General features: G+C 72.1%; 16 protein-coding genes, 1 tRNA gene and 1 pseudogene. 5 read left to right on the top strand and 13 right to left on the bottom strand.

What is annotated here, in order from left to right:
- Nucleotides 1-36: 36 nt before the first annotated feature.
- From pknB to V5D56_RS04135, 7 genes are all read right to left on the bottom strand, one after another.
- The gene (gene pknB, locus V5D56_RS04105; protein ID WP_435737790.1) at nt 37-2,103 is read right to left on the bottom strand and encodes a Stk1 family PASTA domain-containing Ser/Thr kinase; all 2,067 of its coding nucleotides are present in this window, start codon (nt 2,101-2,103) and stop codon (nt 37-39) included.
- A 110-nt stretch (nt 2,104-2,213) separates the two neighbouring features.
- Nucleotides 2,214-3,839: a protein kinase domain-containing protein gene (locus V5D56_RS04110; RefSeq protein WP_435737791.1), complete on the bottom strand. Its 1,626-nt coding sequence runs from the start codon at nt 3,837-3,839 to the stop codon at nt 2,214-2,216.
- Nucleotides 3,836-5,299 (bottom strand): peptidoglycan D,D-transpeptidase FtsI family protein, encoded by a 1,464-nt coding sequence (locus tag V5D56_RS04115; protein WP_435737792.1) that lies wholly within the window; start codon nt 5,297-5,299, stop codon nt 3,836-3,838. Before V5D56_RS04115 ends, V5D56_RS04110 begins: the two co-directional genes overlap by 4 nt.
- A complete protein-coding gene (locus V5D56_RS04120; RefSeq protein ID WP_435738949.1) occupies nt 5,296-6,969 on the bottom strand; it encodes an FtsW/RodA/SpoVE family cell cycle protein in 1,674 nt (557 codons plus the stop codon). The genes V5D56_RS04115 and V5D56_RS04120 overlap by 4 nt, the downstream gene beginning before the upstream one ends.
- Complete coding sequence (locus V5D56_RS04125; protein WP_435737793.1) at nt 6,969-8,369, bottom strand: Stp1/IreP family PP2C-type Ser/Thr phosphatase; 1,401 nt, start codon at nt 8,367-8,369, stop codon at nt 6,969-6,971. Before V5D56_RS04125 ends, V5D56_RS04120 begins: the two co-directional genes overlap by 1 nt.
- Nucleotides 8,370-8,375: 6 nt before the next feature.
- Nucleotides 8,376-8,882 carry an FHA domain-containing protein FhaB/FipA gene (locus V5D56_RS04130; RefSeq protein ID WP_435737794.1) on the bottom strand — a complete coding sequence of 169 codons (507 nt, stop codon included), beginning with the start codon at nt 8,880-8,882 and terminating at the stop codon, nt 8,376-8,378.
- A gap of 10 nt (nt 8,883-8,892) precedes the next feature.
- Nucleotides 8,893-9,600, bottom strand: coding sequence for an FhaA domain-containing protein (locus tag V5D56_RS04135; protein ID WP_435737795.1), 708 nt, complete (start codon nt 9,598-9,600; stop codon nt 8,893-8,895).
- A 406-nt stretch (nt 9,601-10,006) separates the two neighbouring features.
- Between V5D56_RS04135 and V5D56_RS04140 the strand changes: the two genes are divergently transcribed.
- Nucleotides 10,007-10,089, top strand: a tRNA-Leu gene (locus V5D56_RS04140).
- A 184-nt stretch (nt 10,090-10,273) separates the two neighbouring features.
- Here V5D56_RS04140 and V5D56_RS04145 read toward each other — a convergent pair.
- The 3 genes from V5D56_RS04145 to V5D56_RS04155 are packed head-to-tail and all read right to left on the bottom strand — an operon-like array spanning nt 10,274 to nt 12,308.
- Nucleotides 10,274-10,996: an alpha/beta fold hydrolase gene (locus V5D56_RS04145; RefSeq protein ID WP_435737796.1), complete on the bottom strand. Its 723-nt coding sequence runs from the start codon at nt 10,994-10,996 to the stop codon at nt 10,274-10,276.
- 26 nt (nt 10,997-11,022) lie between these two features.
- Nucleotides 11,023-11,487, bottom strand: a complete 465-nt coding sequence (locus V5D56_RS04150) for a RidA family protein (protein ID WP_435737797.1) — start codon at nt 11,485-11,487, stop codon at nt 11,023-11,025.
- The gene (locus V5D56_RS04155) at nt 11,487-12,308 is read right to left on the bottom strand and encodes an alpha/beta fold hydrolase (RefSeq protein WP_435737798.1); all 822 of its coding nucleotides are present in this window, start codon (nt 12,306-12,308) and stop codon (nt 11,487-11,489) included. Before V5D56_RS04155 ends, V5D56_RS04150 begins: the two co-directional genes overlap by 1 nt.
- Before the next feature lie 162 nt (nt 12,309-12,470).
- On the opposite strand from V5D56_RS04155, the gene V5D56_RS04160 reads away from it, so the two are divergent.
- Together V5D56_RS04160 and V5D56_RS04165 are read left to right on the top strand one after the other, a co-directional pair.
- Nucleotides 12,471-14,780, top strand: a complete 2,310-nt coding sequence (locus tag V5D56_RS04160; protein ID WP_435737799.1) for a helix-turn-helix domain-containing protein — start codon at nt 12,471-12,473, stop codon at nt 14,778-14,780.
- Between the two features lie 354 nt (nt 14,781-15,134).
- Complete coding sequence (locus tag V5D56_RS04165; RefSeq protein WP_435737800.1) at nt 15,135-17,834, top strand: right-handed parallel beta-helix repeat-containing protein; 2,700 nt, start codon at nt 15,135-15,137, stop codon at nt 17,832-17,834.
- 134 nt (nt 17,835-17,968) lie between these two features.
- On the opposite strand, the gene V5D56_RS04170 is transcribed toward V5D56_RS04165, so the two are convergent.
- The 3 genes from V5D56_RS04170 to V5D56_RS04180 all read right to left on the bottom strand — a co-directional run bounded on the left by V5D56_RS04170 (nt 17,969) and on the right by V5D56_RS04180 (nt 20,610).
- On the bottom strand, nt 17,969-18,568 hold the full coding sequence (locus V5D56_RS04170) for a hypothetical protein (RefSeq protein ID WP_435737801.1): 600 nt from the start codon (nt 18,566-18,568) through the stop codon (nt 17,969-17,971).
- Between the two features lie 128 nt (nt 18,569-18,696).
- Complete coding sequence (locus V5D56_RS04175) at nt 18,697-20,175, bottom strand: NAD-dependent succinate-semialdehyde dehydrogenase (protein WP_435737802.1); 1,479 nt, start codon at nt 20,173-20,175, stop codon at nt 18,697-18,699.
- 69 nt (nt 20,176-20,244) lie between these two features.
- Complete coding sequence (locus V5D56_RS04180) at nt 20,245-20,610, bottom strand: hypothetical protein (RefSeq protein ID WP_435737803.1); 366 nt, start codon at nt 20,608-20,610, stop codon at nt 20,245-20,247.
- Between the two features lie 150 nt (nt 20,611-20,760).
- Here V5D56_RS04180 and V5D56_RS04185 point away from each other — a divergent pair, with 150 nt between their 5' ends.
- Both V5D56_RS04185 and V5D56_RS04190 read left to right on the top strand, forming a co-directional pair.
- A complete protein-coding gene (locus V5D56_RS04185) occupies nt 20,761-21,729 on the top strand; it encodes a pentapeptide repeat-containing protein (protein ID WP_435737804.1) in 969 nt (322 codons plus the stop codon).
- 9 nt (nt 21,730-21,738) lie between these two features.
- Nucleotides 21,739-22,712, top strand: a pseudogene (locus tag V5D56_RS04190) (squalene cyclase).
- Nucleotides 22,713-22,794: the final 82 nt, after the last annotated feature.

Here is a 22,794-nt window from a genome sequence, read left to right on the forward strand (position 1 = left end):
CTCCGGGCGGGGCGCCGGCGGGGCGAGGGCCCGAGGTCAGCCCTCGCCCTCGTCGCCGCCGCCGTTCCCGCCGCCGTTGCCGCCGCCCTCGCCACCACCGCCACCGGTCTCGCCGCCGGACGGGCCGGGCCCGGTCGAGACGATGAGCGAGACCTCGGTGCCTTCGGGCACCTCCGTCCCGCCGCGCGGGTCGGAGCCGATGACGGTGCCCGCGGGCCACGTGTCCGACTCCTGCGTCTGGCGGTTCGGTGACGCGTTCAGCCCGGCGCCCCCCAGCGCCTCGGTCGCCTGCGCCTCGGTCATGCCGGCGAGGCCCGTCGGGACGGTGGTCGTCTCGACCGCCCGCGGGATCGCGACCTCGATCGTCACGTCGGAACCCTGGGGAACCTGGCCGGGGTTGGGGCGCTGCGACAGCACGGTGCCCTCGGCCTCGTCGGACTCGGTCTCCTCGACGACGGGGTTGAGGCCCAGCTCGGTGATCGCGGCCTCGGCGTCCTGCCGGTTCATGCCCACGAGCTCACCGAGCTCGACGCGCCCGTCGGACGTGTAGAGCGTGACGGCGGAGTTCGCCGCGACCGTCTCGTTCGCGCCCGGATCGGTGCGCGTCACGCTGCCCTCCGGCACGCTCGAGGAGTTCTCCGTGTTCACCGTCCCGACCGTGAGACCGGCGTCCGTGAGGAGCTGGCGCGCCTCGTCCTGGCTCCTGCCCGCGACGTCGGGCACCTGCACGCTGTCCGGGCCGGTGGAGAACCAGACGCTGACCTCGGTGCCGGGATCGACGTCCTCCCCACCCGCCGGGTCCTGGCGGATGAACTCGCCCTCGGGCACGTCGGCACTCTGCTCGAGCACCGGCGTGAACTCGAGGTCGAGGTCCTCGAACAGCGCGCGCGCCTCCTCCTCCGTCATCCCGGCCTGGACCGTGGGGACGGTGACCGTGTCCGGCTCGGCCGGCGGGCGGTTGAGCAGCCACAGGGTGACGATCGCGGCGATGGCGAGGACGCCGACCGCGATGAGGGTCCACATGAGACCCTTGCGGCTCTTCGGCTCCTCCTCGTCCTCGCCGGGGACGTCGCCCGGCGGGACGGCGGGGGCCGCCGCCGTCGCCCAGGGGTTCGGCGGTGCGGCTGCGGGGCTCATGACCTGGGTGGCCGACTCCACCATCGTCGGCTGCATGTCCGCTGCGGCGACGGCGCCCAGGCCGGCGGCCGCGGCCGCGACCCCGAGCGACGGCGCGGTGATCGCCCCGCCGCGCACGGCGTTCTCGAGGTCCGCACGGAACTCGGCGGCGTTCGAGTAGCGCGCGGTGCGGTCCTTGGCGAGCGCCTTGAGCGTGATCCGGTCGAGCACCTCGGGGACGTCGGGCGCGACGGCGCTCGGCGTCGCCGGGGCCTCGCGCACGTGCTGGTACGCGACGGCGACGGGCGAGTCGCCGATGAACGGCGGGCGACCCGTGAGGAGCTCGTAGAGCAGGCAGCCGGTCGAGTAGAGGTCGCTGCGCGCGTCCACCGTCTCGCCGCGCGCCTGCTCGGGCGACAGGTACTGCGCAGTCCCGATGACGGCGTGGGTCTGCGTCATCGTGGCCGCGGAGTCCGCGACGGCACGCGCGATGCCGAAGTCCATGACCTTCACCGCGCCCGTGGGCGTGATCATGACGTTGGCCGGCTTGATGTCGCGGTGCACGATGCCCGCGTGGTGCGAGTACTCGAGCGCGGCCAGCACGCCGGCCGTGATCTCCACGGCCTCGTCGATGGGGACCGCCTGGCCGTCGCGCAGGATGTCGCGCACGGTGTGGCCCTCGACGTACTCCATGACGATGAACGGGACGTGCACCGACGCACCCTGGGTGTCGGTGTGCACGTCCTCGCCCGTGTCGTACACGGCGACGATCGCGGGGTGGTTCAGCGACGCGGCCGCCTGCGCCTCGCGGCGGAAGCGGGCCAGGAACGACGGGTCTCGCGCGAGGTCGGAGCGCAGGATCTTGATCGCGACGGTGCGTCCGAGCCGGGCGTCGTGGCCGATGTGCACCTCGGCCATGCCGCCGCGGCCGATGAGCTCACCGACCTCGTAGCGACCGGCAAGCACGCGGGGAGCGTTGTCCACCACTCATTCGTCCTTCGGAGTCGTCGGAGCCGCGGGCGCGTCCGCGCGCGGCACATCTGGCGCAATCATCCCACCCGAGGGCTTCCGGGAGGGACGGGAACACAACGATGTCGTCACGATGTCACCCCGTGCTCCCCCGGGGAGGCGAGCAGGGCGACGACGGTCGTCGTCGGGACGGCGGACCGCGCGGCGTCGTCCGCGGAGCCGTCGCCACCCGTCACGATCGTCGCCACGAGGACGACGAGGAGCAGCCCGAGCAGCGCGACGAGCGGCCACGTCATCCCCTTCGGGATGCCGCCGATCCGCTGGCCCGTCGTGGTCGAGGTCCGGCGCGCCGTGGTCGTGCGTCCGGGCGTGTCCTGGGTCTGGCGGCGCATCTCCGCACGGGTCGCCGGCGGGCCCGACGCCGTCCGGTCGCCCGAGCCCGGTCGGTCCCCGGGCACGTCGGGCCGGCCCGTGGGGCCCGTGCTCCGCGTCGCGGCGCGCGGCGAGCCGGGCCGCGCTGCCGCAGGTGCCGGACGGCGTGTGCGGGACGAGCCGTGCATCTCTCGGCGGGGCGGGTAGGAGCGAGGGGACGCCGCGTCGTCGTCCTCCCCGGGCGTGCCGGGCGTGGGCGACGACGGCCGTTCCCACGGCAGCGCCGGACCGCCGGCGTACGGCGGAGCCTCCGTGGGGGCGGGCGGTGCCGGCGGTGCCGGGCGCTCGTCGTCCGGCTGCGGCTCGCGGACGGTCGCCGGGATGACGATCGGCGTGATGACCGGGGCGAGGTCCTCGTGCGGGGCGCCGCCGCGTCCGGCGTCCCCGGCCGCAGCGCCGGTGGATCCCGCGCTCGCCGACGCCGCGTCCTCGGGCTCGTGGCGACCGCGTCGGGACCGTCGCGTCGGCTGCCCGCTCACGCGCGCGGACCAGGGGTCGGCAGCGAGCCGGGCGCCGATCTCGTCGAGCGTCTGGGCGAGCCTCGCCGCCGTCCGTGGGCGCGCCAGCGGGTCCTTCGCGAGCATCGCCATGATGAGCGCGGCCAGCTCCGGGTCCACCGACGATGGCAGCGGCGGGACGGCCTCGTTGACGTGCGCGACGGCGATGTCGACGGGCGTCGAGCCCGTGAACGGCCGGTTCCCGACGACCGACTCGTACGCGACGATGCCCAGCGCGTACACGTCGGACGCGCCGGTCGCGGCCTGCCCGACCGCCTGCTCGGGCGACAGGTACTGCGCGGTGCCCATGACCATGCCGGTGGCCGTCATCGGCACCTGGTTGGCCGCGAGCGAGACGCCGAAGTCCGTGATCTTCACCGTGCCGGAGCGGTCGATGAGGATGTTGCCCGGCTTGACGTCGCGGTGCACGACGCCCGACACGTGCGCGGCGTGCAGCGCGCGCGCCGTCTGCGACAGGATCGGCAGGAGCCGCGACGGCGGCAGCACGGGCTCGCGCTCGAGCAGGTCGGCCATGGGCTCGCCGATCACGAGCTCCATGACGAGGTAGCCCGACCGGTCCTGCTCGCCGTAGTCGTACATCTGCGCGATGTTGGGGTGCGACAGCGCGGCGCTGTTGCGGGCCTCGGTGCGCAGGCGGTTGAGGAAGTCCTCGTTGCCCGCGTACTCGGTGCGCAGCACCTTGACCGCGACCTCGCGACCGAGCGCGTCGTCCGCCGCGACCCAGACCTCGCCCATGCCCCCGACGGCGATGCGCCGCACGAGGCGGTACCGGTTGCCGAGGTGGAGCCCTCGAACGGGCTTCATCCGTTCAACACCGCCTCCATGACGGCCTTCGCGATCGGCGCGGCGACCGCACCGCCCGTCGCCTCGCTGCCTGAGGAACCGCCGTTCTCGACGATGACGGCGACGGCCACCTGCGGGTCGTCCGCCGGGGCGAAGGCCGTGAACCACGCATGAGGCGGGAGAGCCGGATCGTTCTCGGCCGTGCCCGTCTTGCCCGCCACCTGCACGCCAGGAATCTGCGCGGCCGTGCCCGAGCCGTTCTGGACGACGCCGAGCATCATCTGCGTGAGCTGGTCGGCCGTCGACGGGGAGACGGAGGTGCGCAGGCGGCGCGGCTCGGTCTGCTGGACCACCTCGAGGTCCGGGTTGCGGATCGTCTCCACGGTGTACGGCGCCATCTGCACGCCGTCGTTCGCGATCGCGGCCGAGACCATCGCCATCTGCAGCGGCGTGGCCTTCACCTCACCCTGACCGATGCCCGCACGGGCGAGGTCGTCGGGCGCCGACTGCTCCTCGGTCGGGTAGTGGCTCGCGGTGACGTCCATAGGGATGGTCAGCGAGTCGTCGTCGAACCCGAACGCCTCCGCCTGGTCGCGCATCGCGTCGTCGCCGAGCGTCACGGCGAGGTCGGCGAACGCGGAGTTGCACGAGATGCGCAGGGCGTCGGCGAGGGTCATCTCCCCCGTCGGGGAGCATCGGATACCGCCGAAGTTGTTCATCGGCTGGCCGGACTGGGGCAGCTGGTACACGTCTGGGGCCGGGACGACCGACTCGGACGTGTACTGCCCGCTCTCGATCGCGGCCGCCGACGTGACGAGCTTGAAGGTGGACCCGGGCGGGTACGTCTTGCCGCGGATGGCACGGTTGCTCATGGGGTCGCCGTCGGCGTTCGTCAGCTCCTGGAACGCCGCGCTCGCCGCCCCGGTGTCGTGCGTGGCGAGCGCGTTGGGGTCGAAGCTCGGCTTGGACACGAGCGCCAGGACCCGGCCGGTCTTCGGCTCGATCGCGACGACGGCGCCGCGCTGGTCGCCCAGCGCGTCCCACGCGGCCTGCTGGGCGGCCGGGTCGATGGTCAGCTCGACGGACGCACCCTGGGGCTGCTCGCCCGTGAACAGCGCGGTGAGCCGGTCGAGCCACAGCGAGCTCGCCTCGCCGTTGAGGTACTCGTTCTCCGCGCGCTCGATCTCCGACGTGCCGTTGACGACCGAGAAGTACCCGGACACGGGCGCGTACAGCGGCCCGTTCGTGTAGGCGCGCTGGAACCCGAACGGGTCGTCCACCGGGGTCGACGACGCGATCGCCTCGCCCGCGACGACGATCGGGCCGCGGAAGTTGCCGTACTCGCGGTAGATCGTGCGGACGTTGCGACCGTCGTTGTTCAGGCTGTCCGCCTGGAACACCTGGATGTAGGTCGTCGACACCATGAGCGCGAGGAACATCACGAGGACGACGCTCGCGACACGGCGCAGGGGGACGTTCATCGGGCTCCTCCCCACGGGTCGGCGTCGGTCGGTCTGCTGACCACCTCGGTGCGCTGGTCGTCGGCGTCCGGGTCACGGTCCGGGCCTGTGCCAGGTCCGGTGCCAGGCCCTGTGCCCGACGGCGCGGGCTCGCCCGCGCGCGGCACCGCCGCCTGGACGCCGGTCGCCGCCCGGACCGGCCCCGTGCCCGGCTGCCCGCCGCCGACCGTGGTGGGGGCGTCGTCGGGCATCGCTCCCACCGGGATCGCCCCGGTCCCGCCGACGACCTCCACGGGGTCGCTGTCGGTGCGCTGTCGCGCCCCGCCGGGCGCCACGAGACCGCGCACGGGCAGCGACGACGGTCGCCGCGCGTCGTCGGAGATGCGCAGGAGCAGGCCCACGACGATCCAGTTCGCGAGCAGGGACGAGCCGCCTTGCGCGACGAACGGCATGGTCAGGCCCGTGAGCGGGATGATGCGCGTGATGCCGCCGACGACGACGAACAGCTGCCACGCCATGACGAACGCGAGGCCGCCCGCGAGGAGCTTGCCGAAGCCGTCGCGCACGCCGATCGCGGTGCGCAGGCCGCGCTCGACGAGCACGAGGTAGCCGAGCAGGATCGCGAGCAGGCCCGTGAGGCCGAGCTCCTCGCCGAGCGACGCGTAGATGAAGTCGGAGAACGCGTAGGGGACGAGGCGCGGGTAGCCCTCGCCCCACCCGGTGCCGAACATCCCGCCGTTCGCCATGCCGAACAGCCCGCCGACGAGCTGGCCGGAACCACCCGGGTCGCGGTTGTAGATCTCCGGCGCGAGCGGGTCGAGCCACACGTCGACGCGGGCCTGCACGTGGCCGAACGTCGTGGCGGCGAGGACCGCTCCGGCGGCGAAGAGCAGGAGGCCGATGACGACCCAGCTCACGCGCTCGGTCGCGATGTACAGCATCGCGACGAACAGCCCGAAGAACAGCAGCGACGTCCCGAGGTCGCGCTCGAACACGAGGATCGCGAGCGAGACGAGCCACACGATGATGATCGGGCCCAGGTCGCGCAGGCGCGGGAGCTGGAGGCCGAGCAGCTTGGGCCCGGCGAGCGCGAGCGTGTCGCGATTGGTCACGAGGTAGCCCGCGAAGAAGATCGCGAACGCGATCTTCGCGAACTCGGCCGGCTGGAGCGAGAAGCCCGCGACCTCGATCCAGATCTGCGCGCCGTTGATGCGCGTGCCGAGCCCCGGCACCAGCGGCAGCGCGACGAGCACGATGCCCGCGATCATCGCGGTGTACGTGTACCGGCGCAGCGTGCGGTGGTCGCGCAGGAACCAGATGACGAGGAACGCGCAGAGGATGCCGAGCGCCGTCCACTGGAGCTGGCGCGGCGCGAGGTCCTGGCTGCCGCCGGTGATCTGCGAGCCGAGGTCGAGCCGGAAGATCATCGCGAGGCCGATGCCGTTGAGCGCGACCGCGACGGGGAGGATCACGGGGTCCGCGAACGGGGCCTTGATCCGGAGCAGCACGTGCGCGGCACCGGCGAGGACGATCATGCCGCCGCTGTACACGTAGAACCGGCCCGGGAGCTCGCCCGTGAGCTGGAGCCCCACGATCGCGTACGCGCCGATGCCCAGCGCGAGGGCCAGGAACAGCAGACCGAGCTCCGCGCCCCGGCCGGGGCGCACGTCGGTGGTCTCCACCGTCGCCATCACGCCCCCGCGTCGCTGCTGGTGGTGACCTCGGGCGTGCTCGTGGGCTCGTCCGTCGGTGTCGGCGTGGTCGTCCCGGGCTCGTCGCCCGACGTCGCGTCCTCGCCGGCTCCCTGGTCCGTCTCCTCGTCCGCGGCCGCCTCCGCGACGAGGCGGTCCGCGCGGGCGCGCGCATCGTCGAGCGACGACGCGGGGATCGTGGTCTCGAGGCGGTCGACGACGTACCCCGGCAGATCGTCGACACGCGTCCCCGTGAGCTCGACGGGGGTCGAGAGCGTCACCGGGCCCGCGCTCTCCGGGATGCCGCGGAACACCGCGACCTGCCCGTCGGCGACGCCCACGTAGTACTGCGTCTGGGTCCAGCGGTAGCCCGCCCAGCCGGCCACGCCCAGGCCCACGACGACGAGCGCGATCGCGACGAACGTGATCCAGCGGCGCGGCGCCCGGCCGGGCCGGACGTCGTCCGTGCCGTCGGCGTCGTCCTCGCCGGGCTCGTCGCCCTCGCCGGTGGCGGTCTCGCCCTCTGTCGCGGTGGACGCCTTCGCGCTCGCGACCAGCGAGGCGGCGCGCGCGGCCGGACCGTCCGCCGCGGAGGTCGGGCGGTCGCGGTCGATCGCGGCCGAGCCGACGATCTGTGCGCGCGTCGAGGGCGCACCGCCGTCGGGCAGGGCGTCGACGTCGACGACGTCCGCGACGACCACCGTGACGTTGTCCGTCGAGCCGGCGCGCAGCGCGAGCTGCAGCAGCCGGTCCGCGCACTCGTCGACGTCGGGGGTGTCCGTCATCGTCTGGGCGAGGGTCTCGGTGCTCACGAAGCCGGACAGGCCGTCGGAGCACAGCAGCCAGCGGTCCCCCGCCTTCGCCTCACGCACCGACATGTCGGGCGTGAGGTCGATGTCGAAGTCGCCGAGCACGCGCATGACGACGTTGCGCTGCGGGTGGGTCTCCGCCTCGTCCGCCGAGATGCGGCCCGTGTCGACGAGGTGCTGCACGAACGTGTGGTCCGTCGTGACCTGCGCCAGCTCCCCCTCGCGGAGCAGGTACGCGCGCGAGTCGCCGAGGTGGGCCATCGCGAGCTTGTTGCCCGTGCGCAGGATCGCCGTGACCGTGGTCCCCATGCCGACGAGCTCGGGGTCGGACTCGCTGCGCTCGACGAGATCCTGGCGCGCGTGGTCGATCGACTGCTCGAGCTCGGTCAGCGCGTCGTCGGACCCGTGCGACTCGCCGTCGAGGTGCGCGAGCGCGGCGATCGCGATGGACGACGCGACGTCGCCCCCGGCGTGCCCGCCCATCCCGTCGGCGACGACGAGGAGGTGCGGCCCCGCGTACCCCGAGTCCTGGTTGTTCGAGCGCACGAGCCCGACGTCGGAGCGCGCGGCGTAGCGCAGGGCGATGTTCACTGCGGGCTACCTCTGCAGCTCGACGACGGACTGACCGATCCGCACGCGCGTCCCCGGACCGAGCGGCATCACCTGCGTGATGCGCTGGTCGTCGACGTAGGTGCCGTTCGTGGACCCCAGATCCTCCACGAACCAGGAGCCGTGCTGCGGGAAGATCCGGGCGTGCCGCGACGACGAGTAGTCGTCGTCGAGGACGAGCGTGCAGCTCGGGGCTCGGCCGATGAGGATCGACGACGTCGTCAGCGGGACCGTCGTCCCGCGCAGCGGGCCGGCCGTGACGACGAGCCGCGACGGGCCGGCCGGCGCCGAGGGCCGGGCGGGCTCCGGGGCTGCCGGCGCGCCGGCGGAGGCCGACGGTGCGGGGCGAGCACCGGCGTCGGGCTTCTTCCCGCGGCGCGGCGTGATCTTGGTGCCGTACAGGTCGCGACGCAGCACCCCGATCGCGGAGAGCACGAACACCCAGAGCAGCACCAGGTAGCCCAGCCGGAGCAGGGTGAACGTGAGGTCGGTCATGCGGGCCGGATCACCACTCCTCGTTGTCGGACGCGCCGGTCCAGAACATGATGCGGGTACGGCCGATGGTGAGGGAGTTGCCGTCGAGCAGCGTCGCCGCCGGGACCTGGTGGCCCTCGACGAACAGCCCGTTCGTCGAGCCGAGGTCGGACGCGATGACGCCCTCCGGCGTCACGCGGATCTCGAGGTGCCGGCGCGAGACGCCCGGGTCGTCCACGACGATGTCGGCCTCCGACCCGCGCCCGATCACCGTCACGGGACCGGTCAGGAGGTAGCGCTGGCCGTCGATGTCGACGAGCGGGTGCCGCGTGCTCGGCGACGCCGACGTCGCGGGAGCCACGTTGCCGCGCACGCTCGCCGACCGGAGCTGGAAGCGGCCGGTCTCGAGCACGTCGTTCTGCTCGAAGCTCACGCTCACCGGGCCCACGAACGCGTAGTGCTGCGACGCCGCGTACTGCGTGACGTTCGACGCCAGCTCGTCGGCGAGCGTCTCCGCGCCCCAGCCCTCGACCTGGCCGAAGTCGTCCACCGACAGCTCGATGGTGAACTCGTTGGGCACGACCGTGCGGTCACGGTCCACGACGGCGGCGCGGTCGTCGACCTCCCGGCGCAGCGCGCTCGCCAGCTCGACAGGCTTGACCTCGCTGCGCCCGACCTTGGAGAACGCGTTGTTCACGACGCGCTCCACGCCCTTCTCGAAACGGTCCAGGACTCCCATGCCACCTCCTCCCGTTCGTCGCTCGCTCATGCCCCTGCTCGCCGATCACCGTGGACGCGGACCCGCGTCCAGGCAGACTACCTAGATCGTATCGACCACGTCTGCGGCGTCGGCCCGTTTCGCCGGGAGAATCCGGGACGGATGTGGCGCGTTCGTGGTGGACGATGTGAACGTCGGGCGGACGGCGAGGGTCACCGCGTGTGCGCGGTCCGGTCGCGGTCGCCGCGACCCCAGCCCTCGCTCGGCGCCGAGCACGACCTGAAGGTCGCCGAACGGGTCAGAACGGCCTGGAGGCCGTGGTCGACAGCGCGTGATGACATGGTCGACGCGCGGGGGTTGCGGTGGCTCCCGGACGGGCGGTGCGATTTCCGGGGGAAGGTCTGGTGCTGCTAGTCTTCTGCGGCACGCGCGAGTGGCGGAATGGCAGACGCGCTGGCTTCAGGTGCCAGTGTCCGAAAGGGCGTGGGGGTTCAAGTCCCCCCTCGCGCACGTGACGAGGGTTTCGACTTCCGAGTCGGAAGACCTTCGGAAAGTCCCGGTCAGGTGATCCTGGCCGGGACTTTCTGCGTTCAGCGGTGCTGCAGGGCTCGTGCACGCACCCCGCGACGCTGCAGGACGGGAGGGTCCGCACCGGGTCGTGTGCGGTGCGGACCCTCCCGTCCTTCAGGGAGAGCTACTTCCGGGAGAGGTGGTCGATCGCCGCGGTGATCACGTCGGCGACTGCTCCGGGCTGCGACACCATGACCGAGTGGGACGCGCCGGGGATCTCCGTGGTCGAGACGGCTCCGGCACGCTCGGCCATGAACCGCAGACCTTCGACGGGGATGTTCTTGTCGGCGTCGCCGAAGACGAACCAAGACGGGAGCGACTTCCAGGCGGGAGTCTGCGCCGGCTGCGGCTCGCCGAGGGCGAAGTCCCTGATCGGGCGCTGCGTCCGGGCCTGGATCGCGGCGTCGGCGGCCGGGACGTCGGCGGCGAACTGGCCGGGGAACAGATCCCGGTCCACGACGAGGTCGTTGGTCCCGTCACCCAGCGGGTACGCCCGCACCGTCTCGCCGAGGGTGCTCCCGGGAAACTGACCGGTCAGCCCGAGGGCGTTCTCGCCGTGGTCGGGGGCGAACGCGGCGACGTAGACCAGGCCGACGACGGCCGGGTTGTCCACGGCCGCCTCGGTGATGACTGCGCCGCCGTAGGAGTGGCCGACGAGCAGGACGGGCCCGCCGATACCCTCGACGGCCCGCCGTACGTTCTCCGCGTCCGCGGTGACGCTGCGCAGAGGGTTCGGCGTGGCGACGGCGGCCACCCCGGCCTCGGTGAGCCGCGGGATCACACCGGACCAGCTGGCGGACTCGGCGAACGCGCCGTGGACCAGGACGACGGTGATCTCTTCAGACATGCGTGGTGCTCCTTCGTGGGTATGAGTCATGCGAACTCGACGGTCAGCTCGACCTCGACGGGCGCGTCCAGCGGCAGGACTGCGACGCCGACCGCGCTCCGCGCGTGCACCCCGGCGTCGCCGAAGATCGCGCCGAGCACCTCGGACGCCCCGTCGAGGACGCCGGGCTGGCCGGTGAAGGCGGGGTCGGACGCGACGAACCCGACGACCTTCACGACGCGCGTGACACGGTCGAGACTGCCCAGCACCTCGAGGACGGCGGACAGGGCGTTGAGCGCGCTGGTGCGCGCGCAGCCGTAGGCCTCCTCCGGGGTGACCTCGGCGCCGACCTTCCCCGTGACGGGAAGCCTCCCGTCGACGAGAGGGAGCTGACCGGCGGTGAGGACGAGGCCGCCGCTGACGACCGCGGGGACGTAGACGCCGGCCGGTGCCGGCGACCGGTGCGGGATCGTGATGCCCAGGTCCGCGAGGCGGGCGCTCACGGTCGTCATCAACGGGCCAGGAACTCGAGGATGTCGGCGCCGAGCGCCTTCCGGAAGTCGCCGTAGATGCCGTGCGGCGCTCCGGGGTAGACCTTCAGGGTGCCGTGCTTCACGAGCTCGGCGGAGCGGAGAGCCGCAGCCCCGATCGGGACGATCTGGTCGTCGTCACCGTGCGCGATGAGGATCGGCACGTCGAGGGCCTTGAGGTCTTCGGTGAAGTCCGTCTCGGAGAAGGCCTTCACGCAGTCGTACGCGGCAGCCAGGTTCACCAGCATGCCCTGCCGCCAGAAGTCGTCCTTCGCGCCCTGGGACACGTTCGCGCCCTCACGGTTCGCGCCGAAGAACGGCTCGGCGAGGTCCTGGTAGAACTGCGATGCGTCGTCCAGCACGCCCGCACGGATGCCGTCGAACACGCTGATCGGCAGGCCGCCCGGGTTCTCGTCGGTCTGGACCATGAGAGGAGGGACGGCACCCACGGTCACCACACGGGAGACACGGCCGGCGCCGTGCTGCGCGGCGTACCGCACGACCTCTCCGCCACCGGTCGAGTGACCGATCACGACGAGGTCGCGCAGGTCGAGGGCCTCCACCAGCTCCGCGAGGTCGCGGGCGTAGGTGTCCATGTCGTTGCCCGTGGAGGTCTTCGAGGAACGGCCATGACCGCGCCGGTCGTGCGCGATGGCCTGGTAGCCGGCGTCCGCGAGCAGCTTCAGCTCGACCTGCCACGCGTCCGAGCTGAGCGGCCAGCCGTGGCTGAACAGGACCGGCTGGCCCGAGCCCTGCGTCGTGAAGTAGATCTCCGTACCGTCGGAGGTCGTGATGTAGGGCATGGAACTATCCTCTGCTTCTGGTGGTGTCGACCCGGCTGATGCGCCGGAGATCGGGTGTCGCCCGGTCGGGTGCGACCGTCGGCGAACGCTCCCCCTCACCTCACCGCCCGACCCGGGTGCGCCACCAGGCAGAAAGCAGGCAGAAGTGCGAAGTCTCCTCCGGTGAACCGGTCCCGCACCCTCGGCGAGCAGCTTCGTCGGCTGCGTCTGTCGGCCGACCTCACCCTGGAAGCCCTCGCCGAACGCTCGGGGGTGAGCGTCCGGACGATCGGCGACGTCGAGCGAGGCGTCAGCGTCGCCCCGCACCGCCGGACCATCGACGCGCTCGCGAGAGGGCTCCGCCTCGGCCCCTCGGACCGCGAGAGCCTGCTGCGTGAGTCGCGCGCCCGACGAGCCGTCCCGGCGCAAGGGCCACGCGCCTCGGCGGTCGCGCCCCACCGGGTCTGGGACTTCAGCGGTCGAGAGCGTGAGATCGCCGAGATCACGTCGTTCCTGTCTCCGTCCGGAGAGGGCCGCGTCGCACCGGTCGTGATCTCCGGGCTGGCGGGGATCGGCAAGACGACGACCGCGCTCGAGGCGATCCATCGCCTCGAGCACCCGCACCGTCCGGTCCTGTTCCTCGACCTCGACGGCCTGAGCTCGTCGCCGCTGACGCCGATCCAGGTCGTCGGTGCCCTGCTTCGCCAGGTCCCCGGTCTCGGCGAAGCGGTGCCGAGAACGCTCGACGACGCCGTCCTCCGATGGCGAGCGGTGACCGCGGAGCAGGCGGTGACCGTCCTGCTGGACAACGCCGACTCGGAACGTCAGGTTCGACCCGTCCTCACGCTGGGCACCGACAGCGCGGTCGTCATCACGTCGCGGCGTGCCCTCGCCGGGTTGGAGGGCGTGCGGCGGATCACGCTCGGTCCCCTCAGGCCGGAGGAGAGCGTCGAGCTCCTGGCGAAGATCATCCCCGCGGACCAGCGCGAAGCCGGTGACCTGCGCGAGCTCGCGGAGCTCTCCAGCCACGTCCCGCTGGCGATGCGGATCGCCGGGAACCGGATCGCCAGCACACCGGCGGTCCATGCGGGCGACTTCTCGGCACGCATCAGGTCCGCGGAGAACCGCTTCCGGATGCTGGTGGCCGGTGACCTGGCGGTCGAGGCGGCCTTCACGCTGTCCTACGAAGACCTCGAGCCGGCGGTCGCGACCCTGTTCCGCGCGATCTCCGTGCTCGACGCCGGCACCTTCGACGCCCGGATCGCCGCCGCGACCCTCGCGTCCCCCGTGAGCACCGGCGCGGTCGAGGACTGGCTGGACGAGCTGACCGACCTCGGCCTGCTGGAGGCCCGAGGTGGCAACCGGTATCACCTCCACGACCTCGTGCGCCTGTTCGCCGGCTCACGACGGGTCGCTGCGGACGACGCCGACGGTGCTCCTGGGGCGACGCGGGCGCGCCGCGACCGCCTGCGGCACTGGCTGCTCGGGAGCCTGGAGCGTGCCGGCGCCTGGTTCGAACCGGAGCGGTCGCCGACGGGTGCCGGACCTGCTGGTGTGACGTTCGCCGACGCAGAGGCGGCCGACGCCTGGATCCGCCTCGAGGAGCACCACTGGTGGCCGGCGATGCAGGCGGCGGCGAAGGCCGGCGAGCACGCCCTGGTGGTCGACGTGGCAGACGCGATGCACTGGTTCTCGGAGCTCTGGGCGGAATGGGGTCACTGGACGGAGTTCTTCGGCCTCGCCGTGGACTCGTCACGCGCCCTCGGGGACGAGCGCCTCGAGGCCATGCACCTGGGCTACCTCGTGTGGGCCACCGTCGTCGAGTCGTCTGACCGCGTGGAAGGACTCCGGCTCGCGCGGCTCGCGGTCACCGCCGCCGAGGCGTCGGGGGACCACCAGCAGCTCGGCTGGGCGAACTTCTACCTCAGCTGGATGCTCAAGGAGAACGGGCTCGACGGGAGCCTCGCGGCCTGTCGTACCGCGCTGCTGCAGTTCGGTCTCGCCGGCGACAGCGAGGGCACGACCAGCGCCGCTTCCCTCCTCGGCGACCTGGCGCGAGCGACGGGTCACCACCAGCTCGCGCTCGACGAGTACCGCGCCGCCTACGACCAGGTGCACGCCGGGGCGCCGGTCTTCACCCGGGCCATGACGCTCCTGGTCAGCACGCTGCACTACCGGATGTCGGAGGCGCTCGTCGCGCTCGACCGTCCCGCCGAGGCGATCGACGCGGCCGACCGCGCGATCGCCATCGCGGAGGAGGTGCGGGGGCTGACGCTCGTCCGGATGTCCTTGCGGGCTCGGGCGATCGCCCACCTCGCGAAAGGCGACGGGCAGCGTGCTCGGACGGACATCGAGCGCGCTCTCGAAGGACTCGACGTGACGTCGACCACCGGGGTGAACACGGCGTTCCGGGACACGCTGCTCCCGCTGCTGGACGAGGCCGCCCGGACGGTGGGAGGCGGCGGGACGTCGTCGTCGGTCCGCACCCGCTGAGGGCTGCCGCCGCGCTCGGGAGCCCGCCTGCCGCAAAGTTCTCGGATCCTCCCGGATGGGGCAAAAGGTCCGGGGCTTGCGCTTGAGAAACCGGTCTCTTAGTATCGAGAAACCGGTTACCCGTCCTCCTCCGGGTCTCCATGGGTGTGCCCGCTCCGACGGCGGAGCGGGCACGGCCCGGGGACCACGTGCTCATCGAGGAGGCGTGAGAGCGAGCACGACGGCCGTCTGCGCAGGAGCGGACGACGTCGGCGCCGGTACGCGCGGGTCAGCCAGACCTGTCGGCGGAGCACCACAGCGTGAACAGCACCAACAGCACTGCCCCGAATTTCGATGACGAAAGGTGAGGCAACGATGAGACGACCAGTCGCACGACGACTCGTCGCGGCAGGGGCCGCGATCTCCCTGGCAACGGCCATGGGCGTGACAGCCCTCGCGACGACGGCCACGGCGGCCGTGACCGGCAGCCCGACGGGCTACGCGACCCAGAACGGAGGGACCACCGGCGGCGCCGGCGGGCAGACCGTGCGGGCCACGACGGGGACGCAGATCCACGCGGCCCTGTGCAACCGGGCCAGCGACGACACCCCGATCACGATCGAGGTCGAGGGCACGATCAACCACGGCAACACGGCGAAGGTCTCGGGCGAGAGCTGCAACACCGCAGCCGGCGTCATCGAGCTCAAGCAGATCAGCAACGTGACGATCGTCGGCGTCGGCAGCGGTGCCACGTTCGACCAGCTGGGCATCCACATCCGTGAGGCCAGCAACATCATCATCCAGAACGTGACGGTCAAGAACGTCAAGAAGTCGGGCTCCCCGACGTCGAACGGCGGCGACGCGATCGGCATGGAGTCCGGCGTCCGCAACGTGTGGGTCGACCACGTCACGCTCGAGGCGTCGGGCGGCGAGTCCGAGGGCTTCGACGGCCTGTTCGACATGAAGGCCGGCGTCCAGTACGTGACGCTGTCCTACAGCATCCTGCGCAACTCGGGCCGTGGTGGCCTCATCGGCTCGAGCGAGACCGACACCTCGAACGGCTTCGTGACCTTCCACCACAACAAGTACGAGAACCTCGACTCGCGCACCCCGCTGCTGCGTGGCGGGATCGCGCACATCTACAACAACCACTACGTCAAGCTCAACGAGTCGGGCATCAACTCGCGCGCCGGGGCGAAGGCGAAGGTGGAGAACAACTACTTCGAGGACTCGAAGGACGTCCTCGGCACGTTCTACACGGACCAGAAGGGCACGTGGCAGGTCGCGGGCAACGTCTTCGACAACATCACGTGGTCGAGCCCGAGCGGCGACATCCAGCCCGCCGGTCCGAACGTGACGTCGACGACGAGCGTCTCGATCCCCTACTCGTACACGATGGACGGCGCGAGCTGCGTCCCGGCCCTCGTGAACCAGACCGCGGGCGCGAACAAGGGCCTGAAGGTCTCCGACGGCTCGTGCACGCCGCAGAACCCCGACCCGACGGACCCCACGGACCCCACGGACCCGACGGACCCGACCGAGCCCACGGACCCGACGGACCCGCCGGAGCCCAGCGCCGAGACGATCTACGTCGCGCCGAACGGCAGCGCGACGGCTGCCGGCACGCTCGCCGCGCCGACGACGCTCCCCGCCGCGATCGACCGCGTCGCCTCGGGCGGCGAGATCTTCCTGCGCGGTGGCACCTACAACCTCTCGCAGACCGTGACGATCGACCCGGGCAACGACGGCACGTCGGGCAACCGCACGCTCCTGTCCGCGTACCCCGGTGAGAAGCCGGTGCTGAACTTCTCGGCCCAGGCCGAGGACCCCGCCAACCGCGGTCTCGCGATCGGCGGCGACTGGTGGCACGTCTACGGGATCGTCGTGGAGCGCGCTGGTGACAACGGCATCCTCCTCGGCGGCAACAACAACGTCATCGAGCGCGTCGTGACGCGCCACAACCGGGACACCGGCCTCCAGCTGTCGCGCCTCGTGGCCGGCGCGCCGGCGAGCGAGTGGCCGTCGAACAACCTCATCGTCTCCAGCGAGTCGCACGACAACGTCGACTCCGACGGCGAGGACGCGGACGGCTTCGCGGCCAAGCTGACGTCCGGTCCGGGCAACGTGTTCCGCAACACCGTCGCGCACCACAACATCGACGACGGCTGGGACCTGTACACCAAGACCGACACCGGCCCCATCGGCGCGGTGACGATCGAGAGCTCGCTCGCCTTCGAGAACGGCACGCTCTCCAACGGCGGGCAGGCCGGCAACGGCGACCGCAACGGCTTCAAGCTCGGTGGCGAGGGCATCAAGGTGAACCACGTCGTGCGCAACTCGTTCGCCGTGGACAACGGCAAGCACGGCTTCACCTACAACTCCAACCCCGGCTCGATCACCATGAGCGGGAACGTGGCCGTCGGCAACGCGGAGCGCAACTTCAGCTTCGACGCCGGCACGCACCGCTACAGCGGCAACGTGTCGTGCGACTCCGGGTCGAACGACAAGACGGTCGGCACGGACGCCGGTGGCAACTCGTTCTACAACGGGTCGAACGGCTCCGCGTGCTCCGCGTACGACGGTGCGCTCGGTTGGTCGTTCGCGGCCGACGGGGCGCTCCGGGTCACGTTCGGCGGCGAGCCGACGAACCCGACCGACCCGACCGACCCCACGGACCCCACGGACCCGACCGAGCCCACGGACCCGCCGTCGGGCACGAACCTGAGCATCGGTGCGGGCGCGGACGGCTCGAGCAAGGCCAGCGGGACGAGCTTCGGGTACGCGATCGACGGTGACACCAGCACCTACTGGTCGCCGAGCGGCTCGACGGGCACGATCTCGGTCAAGTGGAGCTCCGCGAAGACGGTCTCCTCGGTGGTCATCCGCACGGCCTCGGGCAGCGGGACGCTCGGTGCCTGGCGCCTCGTGAACAACGACACGGGCGCGGTCCTCAAGACCGGCTCGGGCGCGGGGACCGTCACGTTCCCCGCGACGTCGACCCAGAAGATCAACCTCGTGATCACGAGCGCGTCGGGCACGCCGCGCATCGCCGAGCTCGAGACCTACGCCGGGTAACCGGTCCGTCCCGCGGAGGGCGGGGTCGGGGGCCGTTCCGGTCCCCCGGCCCCGCCCTCCGCGCGTCCGGTGCCGGGGGCCCGGGGTGCCGGGTGCGCGTAGGGAACCCCGGTGCCCGACGCCGCCCGTGCGGGTCAGGCGAGCGCGCGCGTCCCGGTCGGTGCGAACGTGAGGGCGGGTACCGACGAGACCCCGTGGATGCCGGGACGGTGCCGCGCGGCGTACTCCTTGAGGTCGCCGCGGAAGACGACCTCGCCCGGGAGGTCCAGCAGCATCTGCGGGCGCACCTGCCAGCGGGCGACCCCGAGGTCGCACACGCTCGCGCCGTGCAGCACGTGGTAGACGAACTCGGAGCAGACGAACCGCGTGTCGTCCTCCGAGCCGCGCCCGGTCAGCACGCTGACGAGCCCCGTCTTCTTGTACGAGTAGGCGTGCGAGTCCAGGAGGAACTCGCTGATGCGGGCGCAGATCACGGCGTGCTGCTCGGGGGTGACCGGGATCTCGAGCACGAGCCCGGGCACGACGTCCATGCCGCGGTAGAGCCCGTCGTCGAGCCGTTCGCGCTTGAAGCACCCCACGAAGGGGTTGTTCGCGCGCCGTCGCGCGAAGCTGAACATGAGGTCGAGCCCCGGGTCGAGGGCGAGGGAGGCGTGCGTGAACTCGTCGCGCGTCGCCAGGGCGATCGTCCGGGACAGGACGGTGCGGCTCCGCGACAGCACGAGGTAGACGTTCACGTCGCAGACACTACGTCGAATCCGGGTGGACATCTACACGTCGGGGCCGGTCCGACGTGCATGGACGGCGGGAGCGAGGTATAAGCGCACCCCGGTCGTCGTCGGCACGTCGTCCTCGTGCGTCGGCCTCACGACGCCGCGAACGGGTCGGGGGTGAGCGTGTACTTCGTCTGGAGGTACTCGTGGATGCCCTCGGCGCCTCCTTCGCGGCCGAGCCCGGACTGCTTCCACCCGCCGAACGGCGCGGCGGCGTCGGACACGACACCGACGTTGAGCCCCATCATCCCGGTGTCCAGGCGCTCGATCAGGCGCTGTCCGCGCGACAGGTCACGCGTGTACACGTACGACACGAGTCCGTACTCCGTGTCGTTGGCGATGCGGACGGCCTCGTCCTCGTCGTCGAACGGGACGATCGCCAGGACCGGGCCGAAGATCTCCTCCCGCAGGATCTCGCTCCCGGGCGCGACGTCGCTCAGCACGGTCGCGGCGAAGAAGGACCCGGGACGGTCGATCGCCGCCCCACCGGTGCGCAGCGTCGCCCCGCGCGCGACGGCGTCGTCCACGAGCGCTCCGGCCTTCGCCACGGCACGGTCGTCGATCAGCGGGCCGATCGTCACGCCCTCCTCGGTCCCCCGCCCGGTGCGGAACGCCCGCACCCGCTCGGTGACGCGCCGCGCGAACTCCTCGGCGACGGACCGGTGCACGACGAACCGGTTGGCCGCGGTGCACGCCTGGCCGATGTTGCGGAACTTCGCCGCGATCGCGCCGTCGACGGCCCGGTCCAGGTCGGCGTCGTCGAAGACGACGAACGGCGCGTTGCCCCCGAGCTCCATCGAGGTGCGGAGCACGCCGCCGGCCGCCTGCCCGAGCAGCGTCCGGCCGACGGGCGTCGAGCCCGTGAACGAGAGCTTGCGCAGGCGCGGGTCGCGGAGGATCGCCTCCGAGACCGGGGCGGTCCGCGACGTCGTGACGACGTTGACGACGCCCGCCGGCAGGCCCGCGTCCTCGAGGATCCGGGCGAGGAACAGCGTCGTCAGCGGCGTGAGACCCGCAGGCTTCACGACGACCGTGCACCCGGCCGCGAGCGCCGGCGCGATCTTGCGCGTGGCCATCGCGAGCGGGAAGTTCCACGGCGTGACGAGGAAGCACGGCCCGACGGGATGCTGGGTCACGATCATGCGTCCCGTCCCCTGCGGGTTCGGGTCGTAGCGGCCCTGGACCCGCGGCGCCTCCTCGCTGAACCAGCGCAGGAACTCGGCCCCGTACGCGACCTCGCCGCGCGCCTCGGCGAGCGGCTTGCCCATCTCGAGCGTCATGAGGAGCGCCAGGTCGTCCGCGCGCTCCCGGACCAGCTCGAACGCGCGCCGCAGGATCTCGGCGCGCTGCCGTGCGGGGGTCGCGGCCCAGGTCGGGAACGCGTCGCACGCGGAATCGAGCGCGGCGACGCCGTCGGCCACGGTGGCGTCGGCGACGTCCTTGATCCGCTCACCGGTCGAGGGGTCGTCGACGCCCAGCACAGCACCGTCCTGGGCGGGGCGCCAGCGACCCCCGACGAACAGGCGGTCGGGCACGGTGGCCAGCAGCGTGGTCTCGCGGCTCTCGGTCATGGGACTCCTTCGTCCGACGGCGGAGGAAGGAGCATACCGCTCGGTATGTCGAGCCGAGCGGTGGTGGGATCAGCCGACGAGGTGCGAGCCCTTGACCGACAGATGCACGACGTCGTCCTCGACGACCGCGATGTCGTCCGCGGCCGCGTACCGGCTGCCGCTGAGGAACCCCACGCCGTCGATCCGCACGTAGCCGAGGCGCTGCAGGCGCTCGCGGTCAGACTCGGCGAGGCCTTCACCGGTCGTCACGGCGTCCATCACCGAGCCGAGGAGGTCGTCGAGACCGCCCCTGTCCTCCGGACCGTTGTCGTCGAGGACGGCGTCGCCCGTGCGGACGTCCGCCACGGTACCGACGTCCTCGCCGGCGCTGTCCACCACCCGCAGACCCGGGTAGACGTCGGCGATCGGCCCGGGGTTGCTCGTCGGCACGCTCATCGCTGCTCCTTGTCGTCGGCGGGCGGGGGTCGCCCGCGTCCACTCTGGCCGCCGCCGCGCCGCACGCAAGCGCTCCTGACGTCGGTGTCACGAGCACCGTCCGGACGGCTCCCTCCATGACGGGGGCACATCGTCGGAACGAGGGTCACCATGGACGTCGACACCGTGCAGCACGAGGCGGGTGCGGGAGCGCGCCGACCCTGGTACGACCGCGAGCCGCCGTGGCTGGTCCGCGAGGTCCTCATGGCCCTGATGCTCGCTGTGCTCGCGATCGCCGTGGCGGCGTTCCTCGACGACCGCCGGTCCACGCACGAGCAGGCGCTCGACGACGCGCGGGCTGAGCGGGCCGAACGGCTGGAGGCCGAGCGGGCGACCCAGGCGCTCCGGCTGGAGAACCTGCGCTACGTGCGCGAGCAGTCCGTCGTCGCGGCGGACGTCGGTGAGAAGCCCTTTGCCAAGCTCGACCTCGTGGGCACCCATCTCTCAGCCCTCGACCTGTCGGACGCCGACTTCGCGAGGGCCGATCTCGATGGTGCGGACCTCACCGCGGCGAACCTCGAGAGCGCCGACCTCTACGAGGCATCACTGGATGGCGCGGTGCTGCTGCTCGTGTCCGCAGCAGGCGCAGACCTCTCCTCGGCGAACCTGTCCGGGGCGGACCTCACTGCTGCGGATCTCACCTCCACCGACCTCTTCGGCGCGGATCTTCGAGACGTCGACCTCAGCGGTGCGCGACTCGTCGACGCCACTCTCTTTGCAGCGGACCTTCGGCAGTCTTTCCGCCCTGAGGACCCGAGAGCTGAGGCGACGGAGGGCCGCGACCTGCACGGCGTCGACTTCTCCGGTGCTGACCTTCGTGAGTCCGATCTCCGGGGAGCCGACCTTCGTGGCGCGGTGTTCGTCGGTGCCGTGCTCGACGGCGCCGACCTGACGTCTACGTGCTGGAGCGTGGCCGACGATGCGAGAACCCCGCACTTCGACGAGGCCACGTCATGGCCGGAGGGGTTCGTCCCGCCGTCACCGGACGATGGCCGGTGCGCTCGTCTCCCCACCGACTACGGCGAGTTCGAGTTCTTCGACCTCTACGGGTCGGAGGCGACGAGCGCGCCCGCTCCCTAGGATCGGCGCGTGGGCGAAGACGACCTGGTCGGGTGGCTGCTCGACGCCGACCCGGTGCTGCGGTGGCAGGTCGAGCGCGACCTGCTGCACGCGCCGTCGGACGTGTGGCAGGCCACGCGCGCCCGCGTGGCGACCGAGGGGTTCGGCGCGCGGCTGCTCGCGCACCAGGATCCCGACGGCCGGTGGGCAGGCGGCGCGTACTTCCCGGGGGCCTCGGCCGCGACCGACGCCGACGGCCAGGCCGAGGAGGGGCAGCCGTGGACCGCGACGACGTGGTCGCTCAACGCCCTGCGGGAGTGGGGGCTCGACCCTGCGGTCCTGCGTGCCCGCCGCACCCCCGAGCTCCTGGCCGAGAGCTGCCGCTGGGAGTACGACGACCTGCCCTACTGGGGCGGCGAGGTCGACTGGTGCATCAACGCGTGCACGCTCGCGAACGCGCCTGGCTCGGCGTCGACGTCTCGGGGCTGCGACGCCGGATCCTCGACGGCCGCCAGGCCGACGGCGGCTGGAACTGCGCGTGGGTCGAGGGGGCCACGGTGTCGTCGTTCCACTCGACGCTCAACACGCTGCGCGGGCTGCTCGCGTACGAGGAGCTCACGGGTCCCGACGACGAGGTCCGCGCCGCGCGCGCCACGGGCGAGGAGTACCTGCTGCGACGCCACCTGCTCCGGCGCCTCTCCACGGGCGAACCCGTCGGATCCTGGGCGGCGCGGTTCGCCTACCCGTTCCGCTGGTACTACAGCGTGCTCCACGCGACCGACTACTTCCGTCGTGCCGCGGTGCACGACGGCACGCCGCCCGACCCGCGCCTGGCCGAGGCGGTCGAGGTCGTGCGCGCGGCGCGCCGCCCCGACGGCACCTGGCTCCAGGAGCGCCGCCACCCCGGCCGGGTCTGGTTCGAGGTCGACGTCCCCGCCGGTGAGCCGTCGCGGTGGCTGACCCTCTACGCGTCGCTCGTCCTCCGGTGGTGGGACGGCCGCTGAGGGCCGTCGACGCGATCCGCGGCACACCTCGGTCTCCTATCCCTAGAGGTGCTATGCTTCAACGCCTAGCAGTCCTCGGGAT

Source organism: Cellulosimicrobium sp. PMB13 (genome assembly GCF_051294865.1).
Lineage (GTDB): Bacteria > Actinomycetota > Actinomycetes > Actinomycetales > Cellulomonadaceae > Cellulosimicrobium.

What these genes read in the sequence shown, in the direction of transcription:
- V5D56_RS04130 (WP_435737794.1), bottom strand. Translation starts at nt 8,882, where the DNA reads ATGACCGACCTCACGTTCACCCTGCTCCGGCTGGGCTACCTGGTGCTG.
- V5D56_RS04110 (WP_435737791.1), bottom strand. Translation starts at nt 3,839, where the DNA reads ATGAAGCCCGTTCGAGGGCTCCACCTCGGCAACCGGTACCGCCTCGTG.
- V5D56_RS04180 (WP_435737803.1), bottom strand. Translation starts at nt 20,610, where the DNA reads ATGAGCGTGCCGACGAGCAACCCCGGGCCGATCGCCGACGTCTACCCG.
- V5D56_RS04175 (WP_435737802.1), bottom strand. Translation starts at nt 20,175, where the DNA reads ATGACCGAGAGCCGCGAGACCACGCTGCTGGCCACCGTGCCCGACCGC.
- V5D56_RS04185 (WP_435737804.1), top strand. Translation starts at nt 20,761, where the DNA reads ATGGACGTCGACACCGTGCAGCACGAGGCGGGTGCGGGAGCGCGCCGA.
- V5D56_RS04155 (WP_435737798.1), bottom strand. Translation starts at nt 12,308, where the DNA reads ATGCCCTACATCACGACCTCCGACGGTACGGAGATCTACTTCACGACG.
- V5D56_RS04150 (WP_435737797.1), bottom strand. Translation starts at nt 11,487, where the DNA reads ATGACGACCGTGAGCGCCCGCCTCGCGGACCTGGGCATCACGATCCCG.
- V5D56_RS04165 (WP_435737800.1), top strand. Translation starts at nt 15,135, where the DNA reads ATGAGACGACCAGTCGCACGACGACTCGTCGCGGCAGGGGCCGCGATC.
- V5D56_RS04115 (WP_435737792.1), bottom strand. Translation starts at nt 5,299, where the DNA reads ATGAACGTCCCCCTGCGCCGTGTCGCGAGCGTCGTCCTCGTGATGTTC.
- V5D56_RS04145 (WP_435737796.1), bottom strand. Translation starts at nt 10,996, where the DNA reads ATGTCTGAAGAGATCACCGTCGTCCTGGTCCACGGCGCGTTCGCCGAG.
- V5D56_RS04120 (WP_435738949.1), bottom strand. Translation starts at nt 6,969, where the DNA reads ATGGCGACGGTGGAGACCACCGACGTGCGCCCCGGCCGGGGCGCGGAG.
- V5D56_RS04135 (WP_435737795.1), bottom strand. Translation starts at nt 9,600, where the DNA reads ATGGGAGTCCTGGACCGTTTCGAGAAGGGCGTGGAGCGCGTCGTGAAC.